This window comes from Paenibacillus sp. FSL F4-0097 (assembly GCF_038593125.1).
Classification (GTDB): Bacteria; Bacillota; Bacilli; order Paenibacillales; family Paenibacillaceae; genus Paenibacillus_AQ; species Paenibacillus_AQ odorifer.
The window spans coordinates 3,978,548-4,000,374 of sequence record NZ_CP151965.1 but is presented as its reverse complement, the minus strand read 5'-3'; the positions used below and the strand labels follow the sequence as shown (position 1 = coordinate 4,000,374).

Here is a 21,827-nt window from a genome sequence, read left to right as displayed (position 1 = left end):
ATGATTGATACTAATCTGGACCATCAAAAGGGCACAAAGCAGCCCAACCTTTTGCTTATCACCGTAGATCAGATGCGTTTTGATTGCCTGAGCATTATGGGACATCCCGTCGTTGAGACACCCAACCTGGACGCTCTGGCATCAAGGGGGATCTTATTTGAGCACGCTTACTCGGCTACCCCCAGTTGTATTCCCGCCAGGGCTGCTATCATGACAGGAATGGGGCAAAGATCACATGGGCGGGTTGGTTATCGGGATAAGGTTGAATGGAATTACGCCCATACGATTGCCGGAGAGCTTGCTCAAGCTGGTTATCATACGCAGTGTGTTGGCAAGATGCATGTGTATCCTGCACGTAATCTATGTGGATTCCATAATGTGGTGCTTCATGATGGATATCTTCACTACAATCGGGATAAGAGCAAAACGTTACAGGATGAACACTATGATCAAGTGGATGATTATTTGCAGTGGCTGCGAAGACAAACTAATGCTAACTCGGATATCACTGATTTAGGCCTTGATTGCAACGCCTCAACGGTTGCCCGCCCCTGGCACTTGCCGGAAGCGATGCATCCCACGAATTGGTGCGTGACCGAGTCGCTAGACTTTTTGCGAAGAAGGGACCCTGGGAAACCATTTTTCTTATGGTCTTCCTTCGTTCGCCCGCATTCCCCATTGGATCCGCCACAATGTTATCTAGATATGTACAAGGACTTGGAATTTCCCGATCCTCCAATCGGAGACTGGGTGGACGAGAGTGCGGCCTTAAACGGAGCTAAGGATCCAACTTCTTCGTTCACTAATTTGCCAAAGCGCAGATTGGATCGTGCCCGTGCGGCGTATTACGCGCTAATTACGCATCTTGACGACCAAATTGGGAGGTTGATCAATGGGCTGCAGGAGTATGGAGTTTTAAATGAAACTTTGATTCTATTTACTTCTGATCATGGTGAAATGATGGGGGATCACCATTACTTCCGCAAATCTCTTCCTTATGAAGGAAGTGCTAAGATTCCTTTCATAGTGTTTGATCCGGGAGAAACGCTTGGACTTCTTGCAGGCTCCCGGCCTGATTCCATTGTAGAGCTTCGCGATATTATGCCCACATTTCTTGAAGCTGCTGGCGTCCAAATACCAGTTCCAGTAGAAGGGCAAAGTGTGTTGCCGCTGTGCAGGGGAGATCAGACATTATGGCGATCTTATATTCATGGGGAACAAGCCTATGGAGAAAAGTCCCACCACTTCTTAACGGATGGAAGAGAGAAATTTATTTGGTATTCTCAGACAGGGGAAGAGCAGTATTTTGATCTAGCGGCAGACCCCTCAGAGAAGATTAATGCGATAGGCTGTACTGATAAATTTGAGCGTATAAAAGAGTGGAGAGAGCGTCTTATTCACGAGCTGGAGGGACGAGAGGAAGGGTTTGTAAACAACGGCGAATGGATTGCCGGACGCCCAATATCTCATATTCTAAAGGCATCCCAATTGGGGAAATAATCATAACATAGGGCAACCAGAACTCACAGGTTGCCCTACGTCTGTTACGGATATAAAGAAAGGTTAGTGAATTTACCAGCTACTCCGGCGTTCAGGCAAAGGGTCCTGATCTTGAATCATTCGATGGACGAGCAATTCAACCATCGAATGGCGAATATCACTATAATCGGGATCTTCAAAACGATTGGAGTTTTCATGAGGATCCTCTTTCAAATCATACAATTCGCCGTAGGTCTCACCTGCGAAAATCACCAGCTTATAACGTGTTGTACGCAAACACTTAGCGTTAATGCCGCGGTCATGAGCAATATAAGCGGTCAGGGCAGAATTGCGCACATGGGACTCTCTTCCAGCCAGCACCTCCATCTGTGACACACCTTGAATTCCGTAGGGAGTTTTGAGACCTGCGGCTGCAAGCAGTGTGGGGACAATATCAACATGTTCCATCAAAGCAGGGACCCGTTGCCCGGAAGCAATCCCAGGACCGCGTACGATCATCGGGATTCGTGTTAACCCTTCATAAAACCACGGCCCCTTGTAAATTAGTCCATGGTCACCGAGCAGTTCTCCATGATCGCTGGTAAAGAGGATGACTACATCATCGTACATTTCTTTTTGACGCCAAGCTTTTATAATACGTCCGATCTGCGCATCAATGAAGGTAATCATCGCATAATAATTTCGGGTGAGCCGTTTCATATGCGCTTCATCAAGAGAATGCTCCTCACCGCCACCAGGCCAATATCCTCCCTGACTCTGACGCAGCAGATGTGGAGGACGAAGATGCACGTCATCTGCTTCTCTGGCTGGAGATGGAATGTCAGTGTCAGCGTACATATCCGCGTAAGCTTTTGGAGGGTCAAAGGGGTGATGTGGATCGACGAAACTGGTCCATAAAAATAGCGGTTGCTCGGTTTTGTGGGCGAGGATAGCATCGATACTCCGTTCAGCAATCCAATAAGTCTGATGCAGCTCCGGAGGGAGTTCGCTCTCCCACACATCGTTTTGAGCATTAGAAGCTCTGTAATGATCCTTGCTGAAACGCTCTGCCACTTCAGGGTTACGCTGTCTAAGCCACTCCATATATTCCCCGATACAATTGTCTTCCGTAATATGATGTTCATCAAATCCGTAGTACGTTCCATCGGAAGCTCTTCCGCGGTCACGATAAGCAGGCTCTTCATATTCTTGTGAAAAGTTCCCCTTCATCTGAGGGCGGAAATGCATCTTTCCTATACCGATGGTTTTATAATCCGCTTTCTTTAAATGATCGCATAAGGTAAGTTCGTCTTCTCTGAGTGTGGTACCGATGTTCCAGGCACCATGAACATGCGGATACCTGCCTGTAAAAATGGAAGAACGTGAAGGCGTGCAAACGGGACTAGCGCAGTAAGCGCCAGTGAAGAGTGTGCCTTCCGAAGCAAGCTGGTCAAGTTCAGGTGTCAGTACGGAAGCGTTTTCGATACCTAGTGCGTCCGCGCGCATTTGATCTGTGGTAATTAACCAAATATGAGTTCTTTTTGACATCCGTAATAACCCCCTATGAATATAGTGTATAGCATCACAAAAGCCCCTAGCAACCAATGAATTCTCCATATATTTCATTAGAATCGTCCATATGGGTTGATATTTTTATTACCTATAATTAAATAGTCTATCTCAATGTTGGAGGAGAAATTATATGCGGAAGTTATCCATATCAGGGGATCATTTTATATTGGACGAACAACCCATCCGGTTGCTTTCTGGTGCGCTTCATTATTTCCGGATCGTTCCGGAATATTGGCAGGATCGTTTGCTGAAGCTGAAGGCTTGTGGATTGAATACTGTTGAAACCTATATTCCTTGGAATTTACACGAACCAGAGGAGGGGAACTTCAATTTTGCTGGATTTGCTGACATCGAGGCTTTCGTTAGACTTGCCGGAGAGCTTGGTTTGCACGTGATTTTGCGGCCAAGTCCTTATATTTGTGCGGAATGGGAATTCGGTGGATTGCCAGCTTGGTTACTTGCGGACAATAACATACAACTGCGTTGTAATGATAACGTCTATTTATCTAAGTTGGATGCCTATTTCGATGAGTTGCTTCCACGTCTGCGGCCCTTGTTAAGCACTAACGGTGGGCCTGTGCTTGCCCTTCAAGTAGAGAACGAATATGGAAGCTTTGGTAGTGATAAGACTTACCTGAATGATCTAAAAGCAGGAATGATCGCCCGCGGCATGGACGTTCTGCTGTTTACTTCAGATGGAGCTGAAGATCATATGCTCCAAGGCGGTATGATTGACGGAGTGTTCGCCACTGTGAATTTTGGTTCACGGGCAAAGGAAGCCTTTGCTAAACTACGTGAATATCAGCCTACGGGACCGTTGATGTGTATGGAATTCTGGAATGGATGGTTTGACCACTGGATGAAACCGCATAATACACGCCCCGAATCTGAAGTAGCGGAGACTTTGGATGAAATGCTGGCTTTAGGAGCCTCTGTTAACTTCTATATGTTCCATGGGGGGACGAATTTTGGATTTATGAATGGGGCAAATCTTTTTGACAAATATGAGCCCATCGTAACCAGCTACGATTATGATACGCTGCTGGACGAATCCGGTAAGCCAACTGCAAAATTCTATGCAGCACGAAAAATAATTGAGAAATACGTAACGTTACCGCCACTGGAATTACCGCCGTTATTAAAGTCACAAGCTTATGGTAAAGTGTTGATGACAGAAGCAGCACCACTGTTCACTCAGTTAGACGTTTTGTCTACCCCAGAACATAGAGCATGTCCCGAGCCAATGGAGAAACTGGGTCAGAATCATGGGTTCATCTTATATTCGACGAGGATCAGTGGACCCCGCAGCAGTATGGAGCTCGTCCTTCAAGAAGTACGTGATCGTGCGCTTGTATTCGCGAATGGGGCCTTTGTCGGTACAGTTGAACGCTGGGATCCGCGAGGAATTCCATTAGAGGTTCCAACGGAGGGACTGCAGATCGACATCCTTGTGGAGAATATGGGGCGTGTAAATTATGGCCCGCTGCTTTGTGATCCAAAAGGCATAACCTGTGGCGTTAGACTCGGCTATCAATTCCTGCATGATTGGACCATTCATTCTTTGCCTTTAACCAATCTTAAGGGATTATCATTCACACCGATAGATTGCGAGCAACGTCAGCAGCCTACTTTTTACCGGGGGAGCTTTCAAGTCAGTAAGTCTGAGGATACTTTTTTGCGGCTGGACGGATGGAGTAAAGGTCAGGTTTTCATAAACGGCTTTAATTTAGGGCGCTACTGGGAGCAGGGTCCAACTAAAACACTATACTTACCAGCGCCGCTTCTGCGTCAAGGTGATAACGAGCTTATCTTATTCGAACTACATGGCGTAATGGAGCCAGTGGTTACTTTTGTAGATACACCGGAGCTCACATGATATTTAACGGTTGAGTAAGTATCATGATTCTATAGTACGGGTCTGATGATTTTTAATATATAATCAAGACAGCCCAACAATTTATAGGAACTGAAAATGCACGATTAGGGTGGGTTAGAGGAGGATTTTAAATGAGCTATGATTTGATGGCATTTGAGACGTCTAAAGCACCGCAAGAGAGAGCAACGTTTATGGAGTGGTATGAGCAGCAAGTGCAGTGGTCGGAAGACCATGCCTATAACGATCCATCGGTTTTATCGGAGGCGCTGCAACGCTTTTATAGTGAGTTGTCTGAGCAATTTCCTAATATGAATGTAGAGGACGAGATTTTTGAGGCGATGGAGGAAGCCGGAACGGATAACCGGTTAACTGACTACTCGCTTGGCTCATCCGTCATCTATGCGGCTTTTGCGTATTCCGTAGCTGACGAAGCTTATACGGCGATGCGGGAGTTGGCTATAAAACATAAAGTTGGATTTTTTGATGTAAGCAGCAACGAAGGTGATATTATTTTTCCTTGAAGCAATATGATTTAGAGTGTAGACAGCTGGTTGCTCTCCTAGTTGTGAATGAAGGGGCAACCAGCATGTTTTTTATCTTCTTTACTCTACTACAGACGGAATAATACACTCCTTAATCAGAGGCCAGCGGTCACGAGGCTGAAGTGTGAATTCTGAGGCGATGGTTACGACAAGATCCTTTTCTGGAATGCAGCAAATGACATTACCACCATCACCTAACGCTGAGTAGGTGTAAACCCCGTCTTCTTCGCGTAGCCACCACAAGTAACCGTAATGATTAGGGTTCATCGCTGTTGATTCCTCAATCCATGTCTCCGAAATGATCTGATTTTGCTCCCATTGTCCACGGTTCAAATATAATAAACCAAAACGCGCCATATCGCGTGGAGACAACGTAAGTCCCCATCCTCCTGTGGTGATACGATTTGGGTCTTCCACCCACCCCTTCACATTTACCCCAAACAAATCATCGAACCCAAATGAGCTCATCTCATAATCCGGGATTTCATTCATTCCGATAGGTTTAAATAAACGTTCGTTGGCGAACTCACGGGCACTTTGTCCAGTGCTGCGCGTGATGATGGCAGAAAGCAGATGTGCTCCAGCGGTAGAATATTTGAAATCCCCAATTGTTCCTTGTTGGCCTAGCATATCCAGCGTATATTTTACCCAGTCAGGCTGCATACACATTTGCTCCAGCGGTTCGTGCCAATCTGCAAAAGCATAAGGTGCGGTCATCGTAAGGAGATGGTGCAAGGTGATTTCTTGTTTTTGCGGATCTTGAGCAGCGTTTGGAACATAGTCCGGGAAAAACTCCAGTACCTTTTGATCTGCATTGTTAATAAAGCCAGCATCTATGGCAATGCCTATGAGCGCGGATATGATACTTTTTGTTACAGAGGCCACATGATGTGTGTCATTCGGGCCAGCGCCATTATAATATTTTTCATAAGCGATAGTTCCACTTCTTATCACAACAATCCCGTTGATATTGCTATACTCGGATTTGATCCTTGATTCTAGTTCTGAAAGCATATCAGCATCCATTCCCAAGTTTGCGGGGGCTGAGATTTGCCAATCTGAAGTTGGATAATTGTTTTTGAGCATGAAAGTATCTCCTTTATGAATTTTTTTTCTTTACTGGAAAATAGACCTGGGTAACCAGATCCTCAGGCACAGCGGCTTGTATCGGGTCCGTTACATATATTTCATAGGGCGAATTCACCATTTCATAACCTTCATTTTCTATCCATTCTCTCAGCTTTGCATAGACCGAGGTCAATTCTGAATAGGCGCCTTTAAGAACAGATCTCGCACAAAGAGCATCAGGCAAATCTCTTGTACCTTTTACAACCTCTTTTATGGGGAGAGCAAACTCTGTATCATTTCCGGCTGGATTATATTCATGGCTGTGATAAATTGTTATTGGCGTACCGAGCAAAGTGAGTTTTTCAGTGGCGATTTTTTCATATAGCCCGCTAAAATAATGTCCATAACCTAGCGCATAGTCATCACTGCTCAACATCTGACGCGTAAAAAGAATATTCATAGGCTGAGTTTCAACAAGCTCTACTTTTATCTCATTCAGGTAGGACATCATGGGGATACCTTTCTCCAAATTTAATACATCACTATTGATTTGTTTTAAGGTGTATTCATAAGTACTTATTTTCTCCTGTATTTCTTTTTTCTTGAGATTAAGGGCTGAGTAGAGCTTCTCTTCTGAATGATCCTGTTCCCATTGCAAAATGTCTCTGATTTCTTCCAGCGAGAAATAATAAGCTTTTAGACGATTGATAAAAAGCATTTTTTTAAGTTGTTTGATGGAGTAATACCTATAACCGTTCTCAGGGTTAATCTCATCGGGATGAATTAATCCGATCTCATCATAATATCGAAGCGTCTTCGTAGAAACTTCGCATATCTTCGAGAATTCTCCAATCGACAGCAAAAAGTCATCTCCCTTTTTCGTTTGAATTAAGCTTCCAAGCTAAAACATCGATGTTTGGTTCTAGCTCTACTTAACACCTTACCCTAAGGTCAAAGTCAACAGCAAAATAGTGAACCGATTCCAAGGTTACGACAATATATAGGTAAATGGCCATTCAGAAAGGAGTAGCCAACGGGGCTACCCTTATTTATTAGAGTGTATCATTTTAGCTAAAGCCTTCAAATATTTCCCATAAAACTTCTAGAACATGTTAAGATTTTCACAAGAAAAGATTATAGGAATGGAGAGGAGAACATTTTGTCTAGAAAAAAATACGTATCTTTATTCGTTTTGTTTATCGTCCTGTTATCGGGTTGCGAAAAAAACAATGCCGATATATCCAATAATACAGATGTAGATGTAACTGATGATCAAGAATATAACTTGCTGATTACGAATAACAGTCCGTTATTTTTAAAAAGTGTAGTTGTTACCGTTGATGAAGGAAATGACGTTCAAATTAACTCTTTGATCGACAGTAATATTAAGCATGGTGGGGTAGCAAAGTTCCCCATAGATAATGGAAAGCATTTATTTAAGGTTACACTCAATCCGAAAGATAATTACTCGGTCAGTAAAGAATTTAAGGAAGAATTTAAAGCAGGAGAGATTGTTGAATATCAGATCCTAATAGAACAAAACGAAGTATCTATTCAAAAGATTAAGGATATTAAATAGCAGACTCAATTATAGCAATGAAAAAGCAGGTGGACTAGCCACCTGCTTTACCGATCACCACACTTTAATATAATTTTTGCCCTTATTCAAAAGTGTAAGAGGTCCTAAAGTGCTTTTATTCTCTTTCTTGTTATCCAGAAAATCTGTATCCAGAATTATATTGCTGCCATCCGGATTCTCAAACTCGGCATCCACGATGCGCACCCGCGGCAAAGTCTCAGTTGAATGTACCTCACCTAAGAAGTTAACGAAGCTTTCAGGCAGATCAATGGAAAGGAGTCCCTCATCTCCTTGATCTACAATAAAGAAGTCTGGATCAAAGCTTTCCTCAACCAGCTTTACATTCTCTCTTTCGAAAGGCTCAGCACTGTTTAAATAAGCGTTGTTATTAATGAACATAGGCTGTTCAACGAGTTCAAACTCCTCAAGATCACCGTGTAACTTATGGACATTCTCGATATACTCCGCCAAAGAGGTGGTGTAGTTATTGAAATGTGATGTTCCCACGCCTGTCCATCCATCTTTTCCAACAATGATATTGTTATAGAATCGATCGTCCCCACCATAAATAAGTGAGAAACCGGCAATTTTTGTACTATGCGGAAGATGATATTGCGTGGACCGGTTTAGTACCTTTCGATGAACCATCCTGCCGCCGATCAGATTGTTGATATAGGCTCCACCTTGGGCTACATTCTCTAAAGCATGTTTAGCTGTCAAGATATTATGGTCAACAATGTAAGGGCCATGGCTTACTTCTATAAACAAATCCCGGTGATTTTGATAGAACAGATTTTTACTGATTCTTGTCCCTTGGGTCTGCCAATCCAGCCATAAACCTAAAGTACAATCGTGAATCCGGTTATGGTGGATGTGAGTATCGATCGGTGCGTGAAGCTTGATCCCGGCAATTTCGTGGCCCCAGAATTCCCGTTTTATCGCAATGTTGTAAATATGGTTATGATGAATTTCGCTGAAAATACAACCTAAGTGGCCGACGATGGCATTTTGGCCGCAATCATAAATGGTATTATGGCGGATAAGATGTGAACCGATCGATTCTTTGCTCCAGCCCTGACGCTCAGCAGTAAAGACGGATTCAAGCTGATATTGATATCCGGGTTTGTCTTTTCGAATGGTACGGTAATTATGGCCTGTGGAAGCTTCTTTGCCGATACTGATAGCGCTGCATTTGGCATCGTGAATGATATTATTTTCAATAATCCAGCCTTTGCTCCAGTTAGTGCCTAGCAGTCCGGGCTGGTCTGCCGTTGGAGGTGCCCAAGGTGTTGCAGCATGCGCCATTTCAAAACCTTTTACAGTAATATAATCAATCCCGGTTTCTTCAGGGTAGAAACAAGATCTGCGTACATTGATTTCTACCAGTTCTTTGTTCGGGTTGGCACCTTGGAAATTAGCGTAAATCGTGGTGTGGTCAGGGCTTACTTTGGCAAACCAAACATAGGTTGTCTGTTTTGGATTTTGGACCGGAACCATCTCATGTGTCCAGAGATCCTTGAACTCCAGCTTTTCGACGGGAGCTGCCAGTTGATCATACTGACTGACCTCATAAAAAGACATGCCATTTAGATATACATCGCCTAAGTGTCTTGTCTCCTCTATAGTGACGAGCCAATCGCCAGACACTTCCTCAACATACGGATTAAAGCTGCCAAAAAACGTGTTCGGCAAGATCACTTTCCAAATATGATTCTCAACCTGCTGCCAATCTTGTATATGTTCAGAGCCTTTTATGACAACCTGCTCGTCTTCAGCGGCTTGATAAATAATTCTTCTTTGTTCGCTTAATCCTTTGTATCTCGGTTTTACCCATTCGCGATATATCCCTTCATGAACGATAATCTTGTCCCCAGCCACAGCTGCTGAAGCCGCTTTATTGATGGTTAAAAAGGGATCATGTTGAGTACCTTGACCTTGATCTGCACCAGTTTTTGATACGTGATATTCCATTGTCCTATAACCTCCGCTTGGTTGACTTTATCCAATATTATAGGAAATAACGTTGTTAGTTCTATACTTTATATAGTACACTTTAAGACAAAATTAGTGTTTTCGTGAAGGAGAATCTACTTGTGGCCCTTTTTTGAAAAACATGGTGTCAGCGAAAAAGATTACTTTAAACTCATTCCCTTGAAAAACTATCATTTTCCACTTCATTTTCATCGGGCATTTGAGATTATTTATGTCAACGACGGGCAGTTATCTATCACCATTGATGGGAAAAGCTATCAGGTGCAGAAAAATGATCTGGTTTTTATTTTTCCTAATCAGATGCATGAATTTGAGACGATTGATTTTTCGGAGATTATGGTGATCCTTTTTTCCACAGAATTGATAGGTGATTTTCACATGAATTATAAAAGCTTTATTCCAACTGACAATGTCCTCCATGCTGTGAATGAACCTGATTGTTCAAAGCTGGATTCGATTTATAGCCAGAAAAGTTTCCTGTATGGTGTATGCGCGGGGTTGATCTGTCAGACATCATTTGCTCCGGTCAAACAGTCCCCGCAAACAAAGGTGCTCTATAAAATCCTGCTTTTTGTAGAACAAAATTATTCTGCCGATTGCACATTAAAAGCTGTAGCAAAACATCTGCAATATGATTACCCGTATTTATCAAAGCTGTTTGTCCAGCTGATGAAAATACCCTTCACAGATTACTTGAATCACTATCGGATCTCACACGCATGTTATATATTAAAAAACTCGAATGTGACTATTGGTGAAGTCGCCAACCTTTGCGGCTATAGCAACTTACGGTCATTTCATCGGAATTTTCAGAAAATCACCCATCAATCGCCGAAAGGGTATCGGGTTTCCAATCCGCCTGATAAGAAAATGAACTAGAAGACTTTAAGACGGTAGGGAAGAGGATAAAAAGAACTCCAAAACCACGAGTATAGTGGTCTTGGAGTTCTTCTTTTTTTATTGTTGCATCATAATTCTGTAAATCAGCATGGCTGCTTCGGCACGTGTGGAATGGGCAGTTGGTGTAAGCTGCTGCTGAGAGTCTCCTTTAATGAGACCTGCTGATACCAGCGCCGCAATATCATTTGCCGCATAATTAGAAATTTGATTATGGTCAGTGTAGCCGTCTAATGCAGAGGAAGAGGTCGTATTCGATTTCCATACCTCTGCAGCCTTCAATGCCCTAGCTGCCATAACAAACATCTCTTGTCTGGAGATGGAATCATGAGGGTGGTAAAGACCGTCGGTTTGGCCCGTAACGACCCCTAATTTCTGAGCAGTCATAAGTCCCTCATAAAAATAATCGTTAGGTGACACATCAGCAAAGCTATTTCCTTCTGCTGCGGATAGACCTATAGCTCTAACTAATAAAAGTGCGAAATCTGCACGTGTAATAGTCTGTTCGGGTCTAAACTCTGTTTCCGTTACACCATTAATGACACCTTTTGATGTTAGTACTTCTACAATAAACTTCGCCCAATGAGAATCTGTTATATCCCTGAACGTTTTGTGATTGTAAACGGCGGCGTATTGTCCAGATGAATTTGTTGTTGAGAAAATAGCTTGCTTCTTATCTGAATCATAATTCCCGCCTAATACCGGTTGGATGACTCCGTACTCATTGACGTTCCACACTACAATAAAGGTGTTGCTCAATGGAGGTACAGCTTCTAGATAAGGAAGCCCAATTTGTATGGCTGAATTTAAGCTCTCTAATTGAACTGTTGTACCATCCAAAAGTAGCTCGTAATCAATAAGCAAACGTTCACCCAATCGCTTCTTTAAACTTCCTGTTGTATCGACAGATTTGAGGAGCAAAGTAACTGTCTTCACATTGTCCAGTGTCTTCGCCGGGAATAGATTATCCGGAAGTACAAAGGTAGCTAGTGTTGTATTGATCTCAAGCTGCAATGTGGAAGTTCCAACAAGAAATGCAGCGGCAGGGAGAGTGACTTCAAATGAGCTATCATCTGACGATTGTTCCTCTGCAAGCTGAATTCTTAGGATATTATGGCCTGCAGAATTAGGTTTGGCTAAAGCGATAATCTTTTGTAAGGAAGATTCAGTCAATATCGCACTAGTTTTTCCTCCATTCATAGTAGTAGGTATCTCAATCCTTACGCTACCGTCCAAATGGAGTATAGTAGTGGCCGAATCTCCAACCGATGATCCGGGACTGCCTGAGCTCGGGGCAGCCGTCGGACTTGGAGAAGCCGTCGGACTCGGAGAAACAGTCGGACTCGGAGAAGCCGCCGGGCTCGGAGAAGCCGTCGGACTCGGAGAAGCCGTCGGGCTCGGAGAAGCCGTCGGACTCGGAGAAGCCGTCGGACTTGGAGAAGCCGTCGGACTTGGTTCCGGTCCATCAAAAGGAATGAACTTCAAGAAATCGCCCCAGATTATATTCCCGTCAGCATCCCGAGAGTAATTGACTACAGGATTTAAGCTGACAAAGTTAGAATCGGTCAGTTCTAAACCTGATTTATTCGCCGATCGCGTACCGTCAAACATGAAATTATTGTCCGCAGCTAAAGAAGCTGGATATTGGTCTTTTGCAATGTTGGCAGTTCGGTAAGATAAGAAACCGTCAATCGTAAAGTCAGCAGTAATGTGATCATAAGTGGTGAAGCTTATATTACCACGCATATTGTTAAATCCGATGTTGTTGATGGCGATCACACCTGGATTACTATTGCTTGTAAAACCATAAGCGCCATTACCAAAGGCGATTGAATCGCGAATGGTATGTGTGACATGAATGCCTTCGCCACCAAGCTTGAAGCCATTTTTATCACCGGCACCTACGGTTCCGTCTGTTAAGAACCCATTGTTGAAGGTGGCGCTGTGCTCAATCAGCACTGAACCTATCGCTCCTGAGCCTGCTTTCGTATATAAGTCCCAGCCATCGTCGATATTGTTATGCGCCAGACAACCTCTAAAAATATTACCAACACCCGCAGTCAATTTTGCCGCAAAGCCATCGGCATTATTGTCGGATGGATCACGGTTGTCGAAAGAGGTACTGTTGAGAATTAAGTTGTAGGAAGGCCATTCACTGAGTTCTATCGCGGTACCATCTGTTCGGCTGATTTGTAGACCAGTGTCACCATTCGCATAGAAACGGCTATTTTCAACGATGTTATAATTGCCTCCCACTGTAAAGCCCTTGGTATTCCCAGCTGAGCGAGTGAAATCAAGTCCCTTCACATGCCAATAGTTTCCGCTCAAGAGAACGCCTTCTGTTTTTTTGTCAAAATCAAAGATAGGTCTTGCTCCTGGTGCTGCTTCTATATACTTTTTGGCGGAGGCTTTACCATCATTGTACTTTTTAATCTCAAGTGGTGATTTCCGCACATAACGACCCTCAAGCACAATAATATGCTGACCTGGTTTAACGAAATCAATCGCAGTATCGATATCAAGTGGGAGATTGATCGTTCCATCTCCGGAGCTTGATCCGGTGGGCGATACGTAGATCTCATCATCTTCGTTATAACTTTTTAGGGTGACGGTAAAGTTGCTGATAATCTTCTCATAAGAGGTCAAATACTGAGTATCATCTGGTAAAAAAGTAATACTAAAGTTCGTATCTCCTTGATCAAGAAGTCTCGTGGGAATAGAAAGACGTTTACCAGCTATTGCCTCGATATCCTGAGCGATGATCGTAGAACCTTGCTTCAACGTCACCGTTCCGTTGACATTAGAGCGTACAATCATTTGGTAAGCTGGATCTGAAGTTTTACTTAGTGAAAGAATATTTAAGCTAGGTGTGACGGGAATCGCAGGTGGTTCTATTTTAGGAGAATCTGTAGCTGCTGAAGTGACTGTTAATTGAATATTGCTTACATTAATTGTGGCTAAACGAGCGGCATAGAATCCGACGTACATTTTTGAATCCTGTACGCTAAGAATGTCTGGTGTGAAATGAATAGCTTGCTGGCCATTATTGAGCTGTCCTGTAAAACCACTATTCGTCTTTGCTAACGTTAAATGGTAAGGTGCTGCAGGAACAGTATTGGCAGGTGCCGGACGTTCTTTTTGAAGCATGATGGTTTGAATCCCTTTACTGCCAGTCCCATCCGTTTTTTCAACTCCAGTGCGGACAAAAAGCTGTGTGCCCAGATCGCTTTTCGTCCCACCGCTATAACCACCGAGGGCAGCTATATTGGATGCAAAGACGCTAGAATTTCCTTGTGTGCCGATGACGTCACGTGCCATAATGCCAAAAGATTCTTGCCCGTCATATGGATTTTTTGCAAAAGCCAACACTTGGACATCCGCAGACAGCACGAAATTATCTTCCGAAGCATCTAGCTCGGTGTAATAGAAGGTAATGCCGTCATGATCTTCGGTGACTTTACCGCCGCCTTCCAAAGCGATCAGCTGGGCGGATCCATCCTCGTTGACAATCGTCTGATTGTTAGCAGCTGAAGTGGACTGACCGAATTGAATGCTTTTCCAAATGGGATCCATCTTTTCTTTTACTGTAACGGAATACGTAATGGGCTTAATAGAAGAATCGGTAGGGAGTATACCAATTTCATACAATCCAGCTGCCTGATTGTCGAACTTGGAAGTGTCGAGCGTATAGCTGTTTAGCTTCTCTCTATCTGAATTATCATACACTTTGGATACGAGCAGATTTTTGCTGTCAAAGTTGTCGTTAATAAAAAAGGTAGTTTTAGGATAGCTGGTGACTTCGATGCCTACTAGTTTTTTAACGTTGACCTTAACTTGAAAAGAGGTTATTAAGCCTTTATGCGCAATTGTGATTTTTTTATCGCCAGATGTCGTGGTGTCGAGAGGAGAGACTTTGTATTCATTGTTCAACAGCCGAATCTGTGTACCATCACTGTAATGAGCATAAACCACAAGTCCTTCTAGTTTGAGGGAGTCACCGATATAGTAGAGTGTTTGTTTAGGTTCATTTCGAATTTCTAAAGCGGATAACGTCGCTGCTTTTACTTCCACATTAAAGGTCGTTGTGATTGCCGGCGCCTCTGTTGAAGTAACGGATACCGCTGTGGAGCCTGATTGCGTAAATAGATACGGTAATAAATCGCTGACCGGTTGTCCGTTAATGGAGAGGGAATAAAGATCACTGGTCAGTTCTTTGGTCAAGAAGCCGTCATTATAATTGGCAACAAGAACAAGACCTTCTGGATCGAACGTATCCCCTGGATAATATACGGTTTTAGCTGGATAATACTTCACTGATAATGAGGTCATAGATAATGGAACGATTTGCAAAGGAATGCTCACGAAAGCACCGTTGTAGTTAATGGTTATGATATTTTCTCCAACCTTGCTGCTATCAAAGCCTGTAACAATATAATCCGTAGAAGACAAAACTGCCTCACTCTCATCAGAAAAAATAGCCTTAACGACTAATCCAGTCAAATCAAGGGATTCACCAACCAGATAAGTGGTTTTCGTCATTGCGCTGGTATCAGCGGTTAAGCTGGTTACGATTTTGGATTCAAGCTGGATGTCTATGTCACTGAAAGTAACAGTTGCATCTCTAGCTACATAGATTCCGGCAAAAAGAGTATCTGTGAACGTATCGTCCAGTGTTATGATTTCGGTCTGATCACCCACACTTAATCGATAAGTATCTCCTGTTTTTTTAATACTTAGCGAATATACAGCTCCTGCGGACGGGGCCTGGATATCGCTAAAAGGATTTAACTTCACTTGGGTGTCTTTTTTATAAAAACCTTTCATTACCTGATCCAAAGCACCCACCGCCGCATAGTTAGAAGTGGTTGTGTTTGTATCTCCGTTCGTCCCAACACTGTCGCGGAGCATAAGACCGAAGGATTTCTGGTTAGGTGTGCTGACAGTGCTATTGCTATTAAAAGCAATCACTGAAGCGGTCGCTTTCAGTTCAAAGTTCGCATCCACCGGAATCTCTTTCGAATAAAAAGATAATCCCTCATCGCTGCTGGAGATTTTGCCGCCGTAGGTCGTCATCGTTACAGAGGTTGGACTTTCAATTATAGGCTCGGGGTTCTTAGTTGGACTAGTGTTGCCTCCGAAGGCGCTGAAGCCCCAAGGTCCTAACTCGATTTGACCTTCTTGACTGAATTGAATATTACGGAACGTAACCGTAGTATTTCTAGCGGTATAAAGGCCCGCATATTGAATGGAGCCGTCAAAGCTTTCGATCGTTTTGATTTCATTACCGATGCGGACAATATACAGATTTCCGGTCTTTTTGATGCTTAATTCGTAATTCTCTCCTTGGGCAGGGCGATTAACGTTATCAAACACGTACCCAAGTTTCTGTAGGCTTGTATTTTGCGATTTGTGAAACGTTTTCATTTCTTGATCCAAAGCACCCACGGCGACATAATCTCCAGAGTAGGCTCCGAATTGGTTATCCCACACATTGCCGCGCAGCATTATTCCGAAGGAAACTTGGTTATTGGCTGTCCAAGCATCCACGTGAGCCGTTGCCTTCAACTCAAAATTAACACTTGGATCAACCTCTTTAAAGTAATAAGCGATACCTTCCGTGCTGCCCGATACTTTGCCTCTATCGTTCGAGCTTCGCAGTGTAGCTGATCCATCCGTGTTCTCCGTAATGCCAAAGTTGGCTGCAGTAATCTTGTCTTGCCCCCCAACATCACCAAATACGCTGCCTTGCCATTCACTTTGAATGTTAATCATTCCTTCATAAGGATCAGGTGCTTCCTCTGCAAATATCGATAACGGAAAAGAGGAACACAAAAGCAGGAAGGTTACGAGCATGGCTAACAAACGTTGTTGTTTTCTCAATGATTAAAACCTCTCCTTATATGATCGATTTTGACCAAAGCTAAGCTTGATCATCCGAAATTATACGTTATCACTAAAGCGTACAGCTATAATCAATACGCCATATAACGCTGTTTATGCAGTAGGAGAGGGAGAATCTGAGTTAATGACACCCGGTTTATGCCTTTGCTTCTGCTACTTATGTGGAGTTTTCGGAGCTTGGTGTTGGTGGTTAGCACGCTGGCGTGGTGGTTACGGGCGCCGAAACTGCCGATAAGTACGTTCGCAGTGGAAGTCCGCGATCGTTTGAGCGAAAATTACGCCCGCCATTGGAGTTACGGACCGTAATGCAGCTATTTCAGCTAATTCGCTCATTTTCCCTGAGTTTCGGACTGCATAGCTCTTAATGAGCTGAAAAAGTGGATCAGAGCAGTGTTTTTGAGTAAATAGCTGCAACGGAGTCCGATAGCGTGGCGAAAACGAGGAAATTCAGCAAATAAGGGCTATACGGTCCGAACGTAGGGAGTGCATTGGTGATAGTCGTAGGTATTCTATAAGATACGTAGATTCTGGGGAAATCAAAGCCAATACACGGGCTTGGGCTGTCGGTAATTCCTTCCGCGGTTGTCGTTACGGACCGTAAGGCAGCTATTTCAGCTAATTCGCTCATTTTCCCTGAGTTTCGGACTGCATAGCTCTTAATGAACTGAAAAAGGGGATCTGAGGGGTGCTTTTGAGTAAATAGCTGCAACTGAGTCCGATAGTGTGGTGAAAACGAAGAAAATTGGCAGATAGGGGCTATACGGTCCGAACGTAGGGAGTTCAACTGGCGAGAGTGCATTAATGGATGGCAAACAGATTAAAACTGGCTTACAAAGTGAACCAAATCATCTAAATATTGCTCAACAACAATATGTCGTGGGAAAAAGACTGCGGTCAAATATGTTCTTAATGGTGATGAGGCATTCTTTTTTGAGAGCATAGAGTGATCAGCATCAGGAAGATAGAAGACGGAGAGTAGGTTTTTAGGAATTTTTTCACGGTAAACACGTTCGGTTTCCTCAACATCTACATTTATATCTTGCCCGCCAAGAACTAAGTGGACAGGAGTAGTGAAGTTTTTTAAATCCTCGCTCGCATCTGACTGATAATTTTTAGAGAAAAAACCCCATTTTTCTTTGGAAATTAAATCGTCCGATTGTGCAATTCGCAAGTAACTTTCATATGACGCCTGTTCCTTAAGTAGCAGTAGGATTTGCGCGTTATAATCTTCTCTCTTTTTTATCTCCTTTTCCGAAAAACCTTCTAAAATCATCTCTTGTCTGGTATTGTATTGTCCTTGAGAAATCCATTGAATGGCGGGGGATACAAGAATACTGAAGGCGAGATCAGGCACTTTTTTAACAATCTTGGGAATCACCCAGCCCGCCTGACTTGCTCCCCACAAACCAATAGCTTGAGCATCAATCATAGGTAAGGCTTTAGCCCAGTTAATCGCATATATAGTTTCTTGTGCTCTATCCTCCATGCTTTGCTCTAGCCAGTTCCCTGAGGAACCCCCAATACCTGGTTTGTTAAGAGATAAGGAAGCATATCCGGCAGAGGCGAGCTTTTCCCACAAAGGTTTATATCCATCATCGTAAGTATCATTAACTGGGCCATCCCCATGAACAAAAACTACCAGTCCGACGGTTCCAGAGTAGCTTTCGGGCAGAACTAAGGTTCCTGTTAGTTGACCTTGAGGCGTATCAATTTCAATTTTTTGCTCAGTCATTGAGAAAGAATGTTGCTGTAGTACGAACAAGACCGCTGCAATTAACAACGAAATGGTAATCATCCAGACAGTTAGCTTAATTTTCTTTTTCATTCATTGATCCCCCAGATTGTAGCGATGTTTTTCTTGTCATGTAATGCCAAATAGGCTCTTTAAAAAGTAAATGTCTTACCGCGCTATAGTTAGATTTATGGATCTCAAAGTTCAACTGCTGGTACATATTAATGGCTCGTTTATTCTTGTTAGCAACATGTAGCGTTAATTTTTCAACCTTAGAATGACTGTTTACAAAATCCGCCGCCCAACCCAGCAACTCTTTGCCAATTCCCTTATTGCGGTGACTGGACCGAACAGCCAAATGAGCCACATAACACTCTTTTGCTCTAGGTTGATAATCCAAAAAATATAACCCAAGGATTAACTTACAAACATTTAAGTATCCAAATTTCTTGAATAGCTGCAAAAAGGGAGCCCGATTTAGTGGTTTAATTGATCCTTTTTTAAGGGAGAGCGTATCCTGCCATTTTAAGTAGATAGTGCCAACCACTTCTCCGTTTTCATAAGCGATTATTTGTTTAGATGATAAGGAAGAAGAATCTTGTTCCCAAAGTCTTATAAGTAGATCAGCAATTTCATTGTCCTCGAGAGAGAGGAGAGAGTGAAATTTCCCGTGAAATGCATCTACCAATAGCCTGCTTACAGCCTCACGATCTTGTTCCTGGTAATGGGCGATGATAACCTCGTTTGTACTCATTTAGTAGTATCAGCTAGGGCATGCTCGATTTGAATTTGAAGCTCATAATGAAGCTTGTCGTTGTTAAACATGGATAGGTACGATTTTTCCAGAATGATGATTGGTCCCAATACCATGTAGTGATGCCCATTTAAAAAGTGTTCCAGCTTGGCAATTTCATGATCTACATCCTGATCGTCTGTTACAAAAAATGCTTTATAGAGATAGCACCCTTTTTCTAAAAAAATGTCAGGGGCGGGAGTGGTTTCAATGGTTTCAAAGCATAAGGTTACTTGTTCAGAATCGTATACATAATGCAAATCTGTTTCAAATAAATGATGGTTCTGCGGTCTTTTTTCATATAAACTTCGTGCAGTTAGTGTTTCGTTATCCTCTAGCACCAACCACTTTTTCAGATAACGATTGTCCACATGTTTAATTTGATAATCCCCCTCCATGTTGCCATAATCTGCATGTTCTTTTAGTACCTTTTGTATAAATTGTTGCAGCATTATTAATTGGTTTATTTCTGAGTTGATTTTGTTTAGCGATTTCTCTAACAGCTGTTGGTAGTCATTCGTTGCGGATTTATTCATACTTTGGTTAATGGTACTGACAGGGATGTTTAATTTGCGGAGCAACAGGATATGTGCCAATTGATAGATCTCATCGATGCCGTACATCCGGTACTGATTATTGTCTATATAGGATGGAAACAGGATTTCTTTTTCTTCAAAATATCGAATCTGGTGGATAGATACATTCATAAGTTTTGATAGTTCTCCAATTGTAAGGTACGGATTCAAGGGCGGTGCTCCTAACTGTAAGTTATTTGATAAAAATAACTATAAACCTTAGGTCAGACCTAAGGTCAAGCGTCGATTAAAATACGGGATAAGCAGAGCACTTTTTTTCTAAATAATGATTAGTAATAGTAATGGGTGGTATTGAAAAAGACTTAGATTTTGGAAGGACAATGCGGGGGTGCAACGGATTAGATTCATGATCATTTTTTTGTATGAGCCTTGCTGGTATGACCTTAGAGTTGCCATTACGGACCGTAATGCAGCTATTCGTACATTTCCGCTCGTATTCCAAAAGTTAGGGACTGCATAGCTCTTATTAGCTGCAAATCGACTCAAAATGGGGTGGTTATGAGCATATAGTTGCAACTGAGTCCGATAGCGTGGTGAAAACGAAGATAATTGGGAAATAAGAGCTATACGGTCCGAACGTAACTTTGTTAATCAAACCAAACTAATCAAAACAAACTAATCAAATCAAATCATCACATTCTAAGCTGATAGCTTCGATTCCGTTCTTTTCCACCGACGATCTCTAGTAGCTGCTGTTCAACTAACTCATGTAAAACACGTCGGGCATGACGATTAGTGACTCTAAGATGATGGGTGAGTTCAACAGGTGTGAAAGGACGCAGAAGACGTCTTGCGAAACGAAGTGTTTCAGCTTCTAACCAAGTTAATGAAGAGGGCACGTCTGAAGCCATGAATTTGCCGATGAATGCGAGTACTAGTTGTTGACATAGCTGAGGCTCGTCCGTGATTGAGGGATAGGCGATGGATAGGAAGGTCCAACCGTCTAGCGATAATAAGGAATAGCGTCTACATAAATCTTTGAATCGTCGTACATCAAGATCTCTAGCATGCGGACCGTAGCCTTGAATCTCAATTCCGCCCTTTGCTCCACCTGGCATATAGGCCAGATCAAGATAACGATAACCATTGTTGAAATCGCGCACTTCCCATTCGGGGAACAAGTAGTTGAAGTTTCCTACAGCAGGAAACCATACCGCACGTAGAAATTCGACTGTTCCATAGCCCAACCCTTTTGCAAGAAGCTCCTGTCTGCGGGGATTGTTCTCCTTATCCAAGTTGACCTGTAACCATTCCTCTAGTTGCTGTTCGAATCTGGACATTTTGTGTATCCTCCTTAAGTAATTTTTTTTGAAAAAAGAAAAAGCCGCTCCCATACAATTCCTCCTGAGCTTACCCAGGATAGAGATTGTATAAAAGCGGCGTGTTCTTCACGACCTATAGTTGCTATTATAACGAGTGCTGAGGATTTCTTCAATGAGTTACTGTGTATAAGGATGACGAATCCAAATAGGTTTTAGTTGAAGGAAGCTAGCAGGGTGAACGAGCTGAATTTGCTGAAGTTAATAGTTACTCTAAAAGCGGATTCTTCCCCCGCGCGGCCGCATGGCTTTTCTAGGACGATCATCATGTGGTTACTGATCCGCAAAAATGGATTACGTGCTCTGCGCAATATCATTATTCATTTTCGAACGTTGCGGACCGTATTGCAGCTATTCGTACATTTTCGCTCGTATTCCAAAAGTTACGGACTGCATAGCTCTTACTAGCTGCAAATCGACTCAAAATGCGGTAGTTATGAGCGAATAGTTGCAACTGAGTCCGATAGCGTGGCAAAAACCT

Annotated in this window: 15 protein-coding genes; 6 read left to right on the top strand and 9 right to left on the bottom strand. The window is 42.9% G+C overall.

What is annotated here, in order from left to right:
- Positions 1-1,500 (top strand): arylsulfatase, encoded by a 1,500-nt coding sequence (locus MHH86_RS17885; RefSeq protein ID WP_076146426.1) that lies wholly within the window; start codon positions 1-3, stop codon positions 1,498-1,500.
- Between the two features lie 72 nt (positions 1,501-1,572).
- On the opposite strand, the gene MHH86_RS17880 is transcribed toward MHH86_RS17885, so the two are convergent.
- Positions 1,573-3,027: a sulfatase-like hydrolase/transferase gene (locus tag MHH86_RS17880; protein ID WP_038571715.1), complete on the bottom strand. Its 1,455-nt coding sequence runs from the start codon at positions 3,025-3,027 to the stop codon at positions 1,573-1,575.
- 154 nt (positions 3,028-3,181) lie between these two features.
- Between MHH86_RS17880 and MHH86_RS17875 the strand changes: the two genes are divergently transcribed.
- Both MHH86_RS17875 and MHH86_RS17870 read left to right on the top strand, forming a co-directional pair.
- Positions 3,182-4,927, top strand: coding sequence for a beta-galactosidase (locus MHH86_RS17875; protein ID WP_076106200.1), 1,746 nt, complete (start codon positions 3,182-3,184; stop codon positions 4,925-4,927).
- Between the two features lie 131 nt (positions 4,928-5,058).
- On the top strand, positions 5,059-5,448 hold the full coding sequence (locus MHH86_RS17870) for a hypothetical protein (protein WP_076225205.1): 390 nt from the start codon (positions 5,059-5,061) through the stop codon (positions 5,446-5,448).
- Between the two features lie 81 nt (positions 5,449-5,529).
- On the opposite strand, the gene MHH86_RS17865 is transcribed toward MHH86_RS17870, so the two are convergent.
- Complete coding sequence (locus tag MHH86_RS17865; protein ID WP_076296232.1) at positions 5,530-6,555, bottom strand: serine hydrolase; 1,026 nt, start codon at positions 6,553-6,555, stop codon at positions 5,530-5,532.
- A gap of 13 nt (positions 6,556-6,568) precedes the next feature.
- Positions 6,569-7,399, bottom strand: a complete 831-nt coding sequence (locus MHH86_RS17860; RefSeq protein WP_339825471.1) for a MerR family transcriptional regulator — start codon at positions 7,397-7,399, stop codon at positions 6,569-6,571.
- 297 nt (positions 7,400-7,696) lie between these two features.
- On the opposite strand from MHH86_RS17860, the gene MHH86_RS17855 reads away from it, so the two are divergent.
- On the top strand, positions 7,697-8,116 hold the full coding sequence (locus tag MHH86_RS17855) for a hypothetical protein (protein ID WP_036688177.1): 420 nt from the start codon (positions 7,697-7,699) through the stop codon (positions 8,114-8,116).
- Between the two features lie 54 nt (positions 8,117-8,170).
- On the opposite strand, the gene MHH86_RS17850 is transcribed toward MHH86_RS17855, so the two are convergent.
- Positions 8,171-10,087, bottom strand: coding sequence for a right-handed parallel beta-helix repeat-containing protein (locus MHH86_RS17850; protein WP_339825474.1), 1,917 nt, complete (start codon positions 10,085-10,087; stop codon positions 8,171-8,173).
- A gap of 120 nt (positions 10,088-10,207) precedes the next feature.
- Here MHH86_RS17850 and MHH86_RS17845 point away from each other — a divergent pair, with 120 nt between their 5' ends.
- A complete protein-coding gene (locus tag MHH86_RS17845) occupies positions 10,208-10,987 on the top strand; it encodes a helix-turn-helix domain-containing protein (protein WP_036688173.1) in 780 nt (259 codons plus the stop codon).
- Between the two features lie 78 nt (positions 10,988-11,065).
- On the opposite strand, the gene MHH86_RS17840 is transcribed toward MHH86_RS17845, so the two are convergent.
- The 5 genes from MHH86_RS17840 to MHH86_RS17820 all read right to left on the bottom strand — a co-directional run bounded on the left by MHH86_RS17840 (position 11,066) and on the right by MHH86_RS17820 (position 21,307).
- The gene (locus MHH86_RS17840; protein WP_342479375.1) at positions 11,066-16,885 is read right to left on the bottom strand and encodes a bacterial Ig-like domain-containing protein; all 5,820 of its coding nucleotides are present in this window, start codon (positions 16,883-16,885) and stop codon (positions 11,066-11,068) included.
- Positions 16,886-17,723: 838 nt separating this feature from the next.
- Positions 17,724-18,731, bottom strand: coding sequence for an alpha/beta hydrolase (locus MHH86_RS17835; protein ID WP_076098976.1), 1,008 nt, complete (start codon positions 18,729-18,731; stop codon positions 17,724-17,726).
- The gene (locus MHH86_RS17830; RefSeq protein WP_036688169.1) at positions 18,715-19,392 is read right to left on the bottom strand and encodes a GNAT family N-acetyltransferase; all 678 of its coding nucleotides are present in this window, start codon (positions 19,390-19,392) and stop codon (positions 18,715-18,717) included. The genes MHH86_RS17835 and MHH86_RS17830 overlap by 17 nt, the downstream gene beginning before the upstream one ends.
- Positions 19,389-20,177, bottom strand: coding sequence for a MerR family transcriptional regulator (locus MHH86_RS17825; protein ID WP_036688167.1), 789 nt, complete (start codon positions 20,175-20,177; stop codon positions 19,389-19,391). The genes MHH86_RS17830 and MHH86_RS17825 overlap by 4 nt, the downstream gene beginning before the upstream one ends.
- A gap of 482 nt (positions 20,178-20,659) precedes the next feature.
- Complete coding sequence (locus MHH86_RS17820; protein ID WP_076146420.1) at positions 20,660-21,307, bottom strand: transcriptional regulator; 648 nt, start codon at positions 21,305-21,307, stop codon at positions 20,660-20,662.
- Positions 21,308-21,523: 216 nt separating this feature from the next.
- Between MHH86_RS17820 and MHH86_RS17815 the strand changes: the two genes are divergently transcribed.
- Positions 21,524-21,754 (top strand): hypothetical protein, encoded by a 231-nt coding sequence (locus MHH86_RS17815; protein WP_038571697.1) that lies wholly within the window; start codon positions 21,524-21,526, stop codon positions 21,752-21,754.
- The last annotated feature ends 73 nt before the right edge of the window (positions 21,755-21,827 follow it).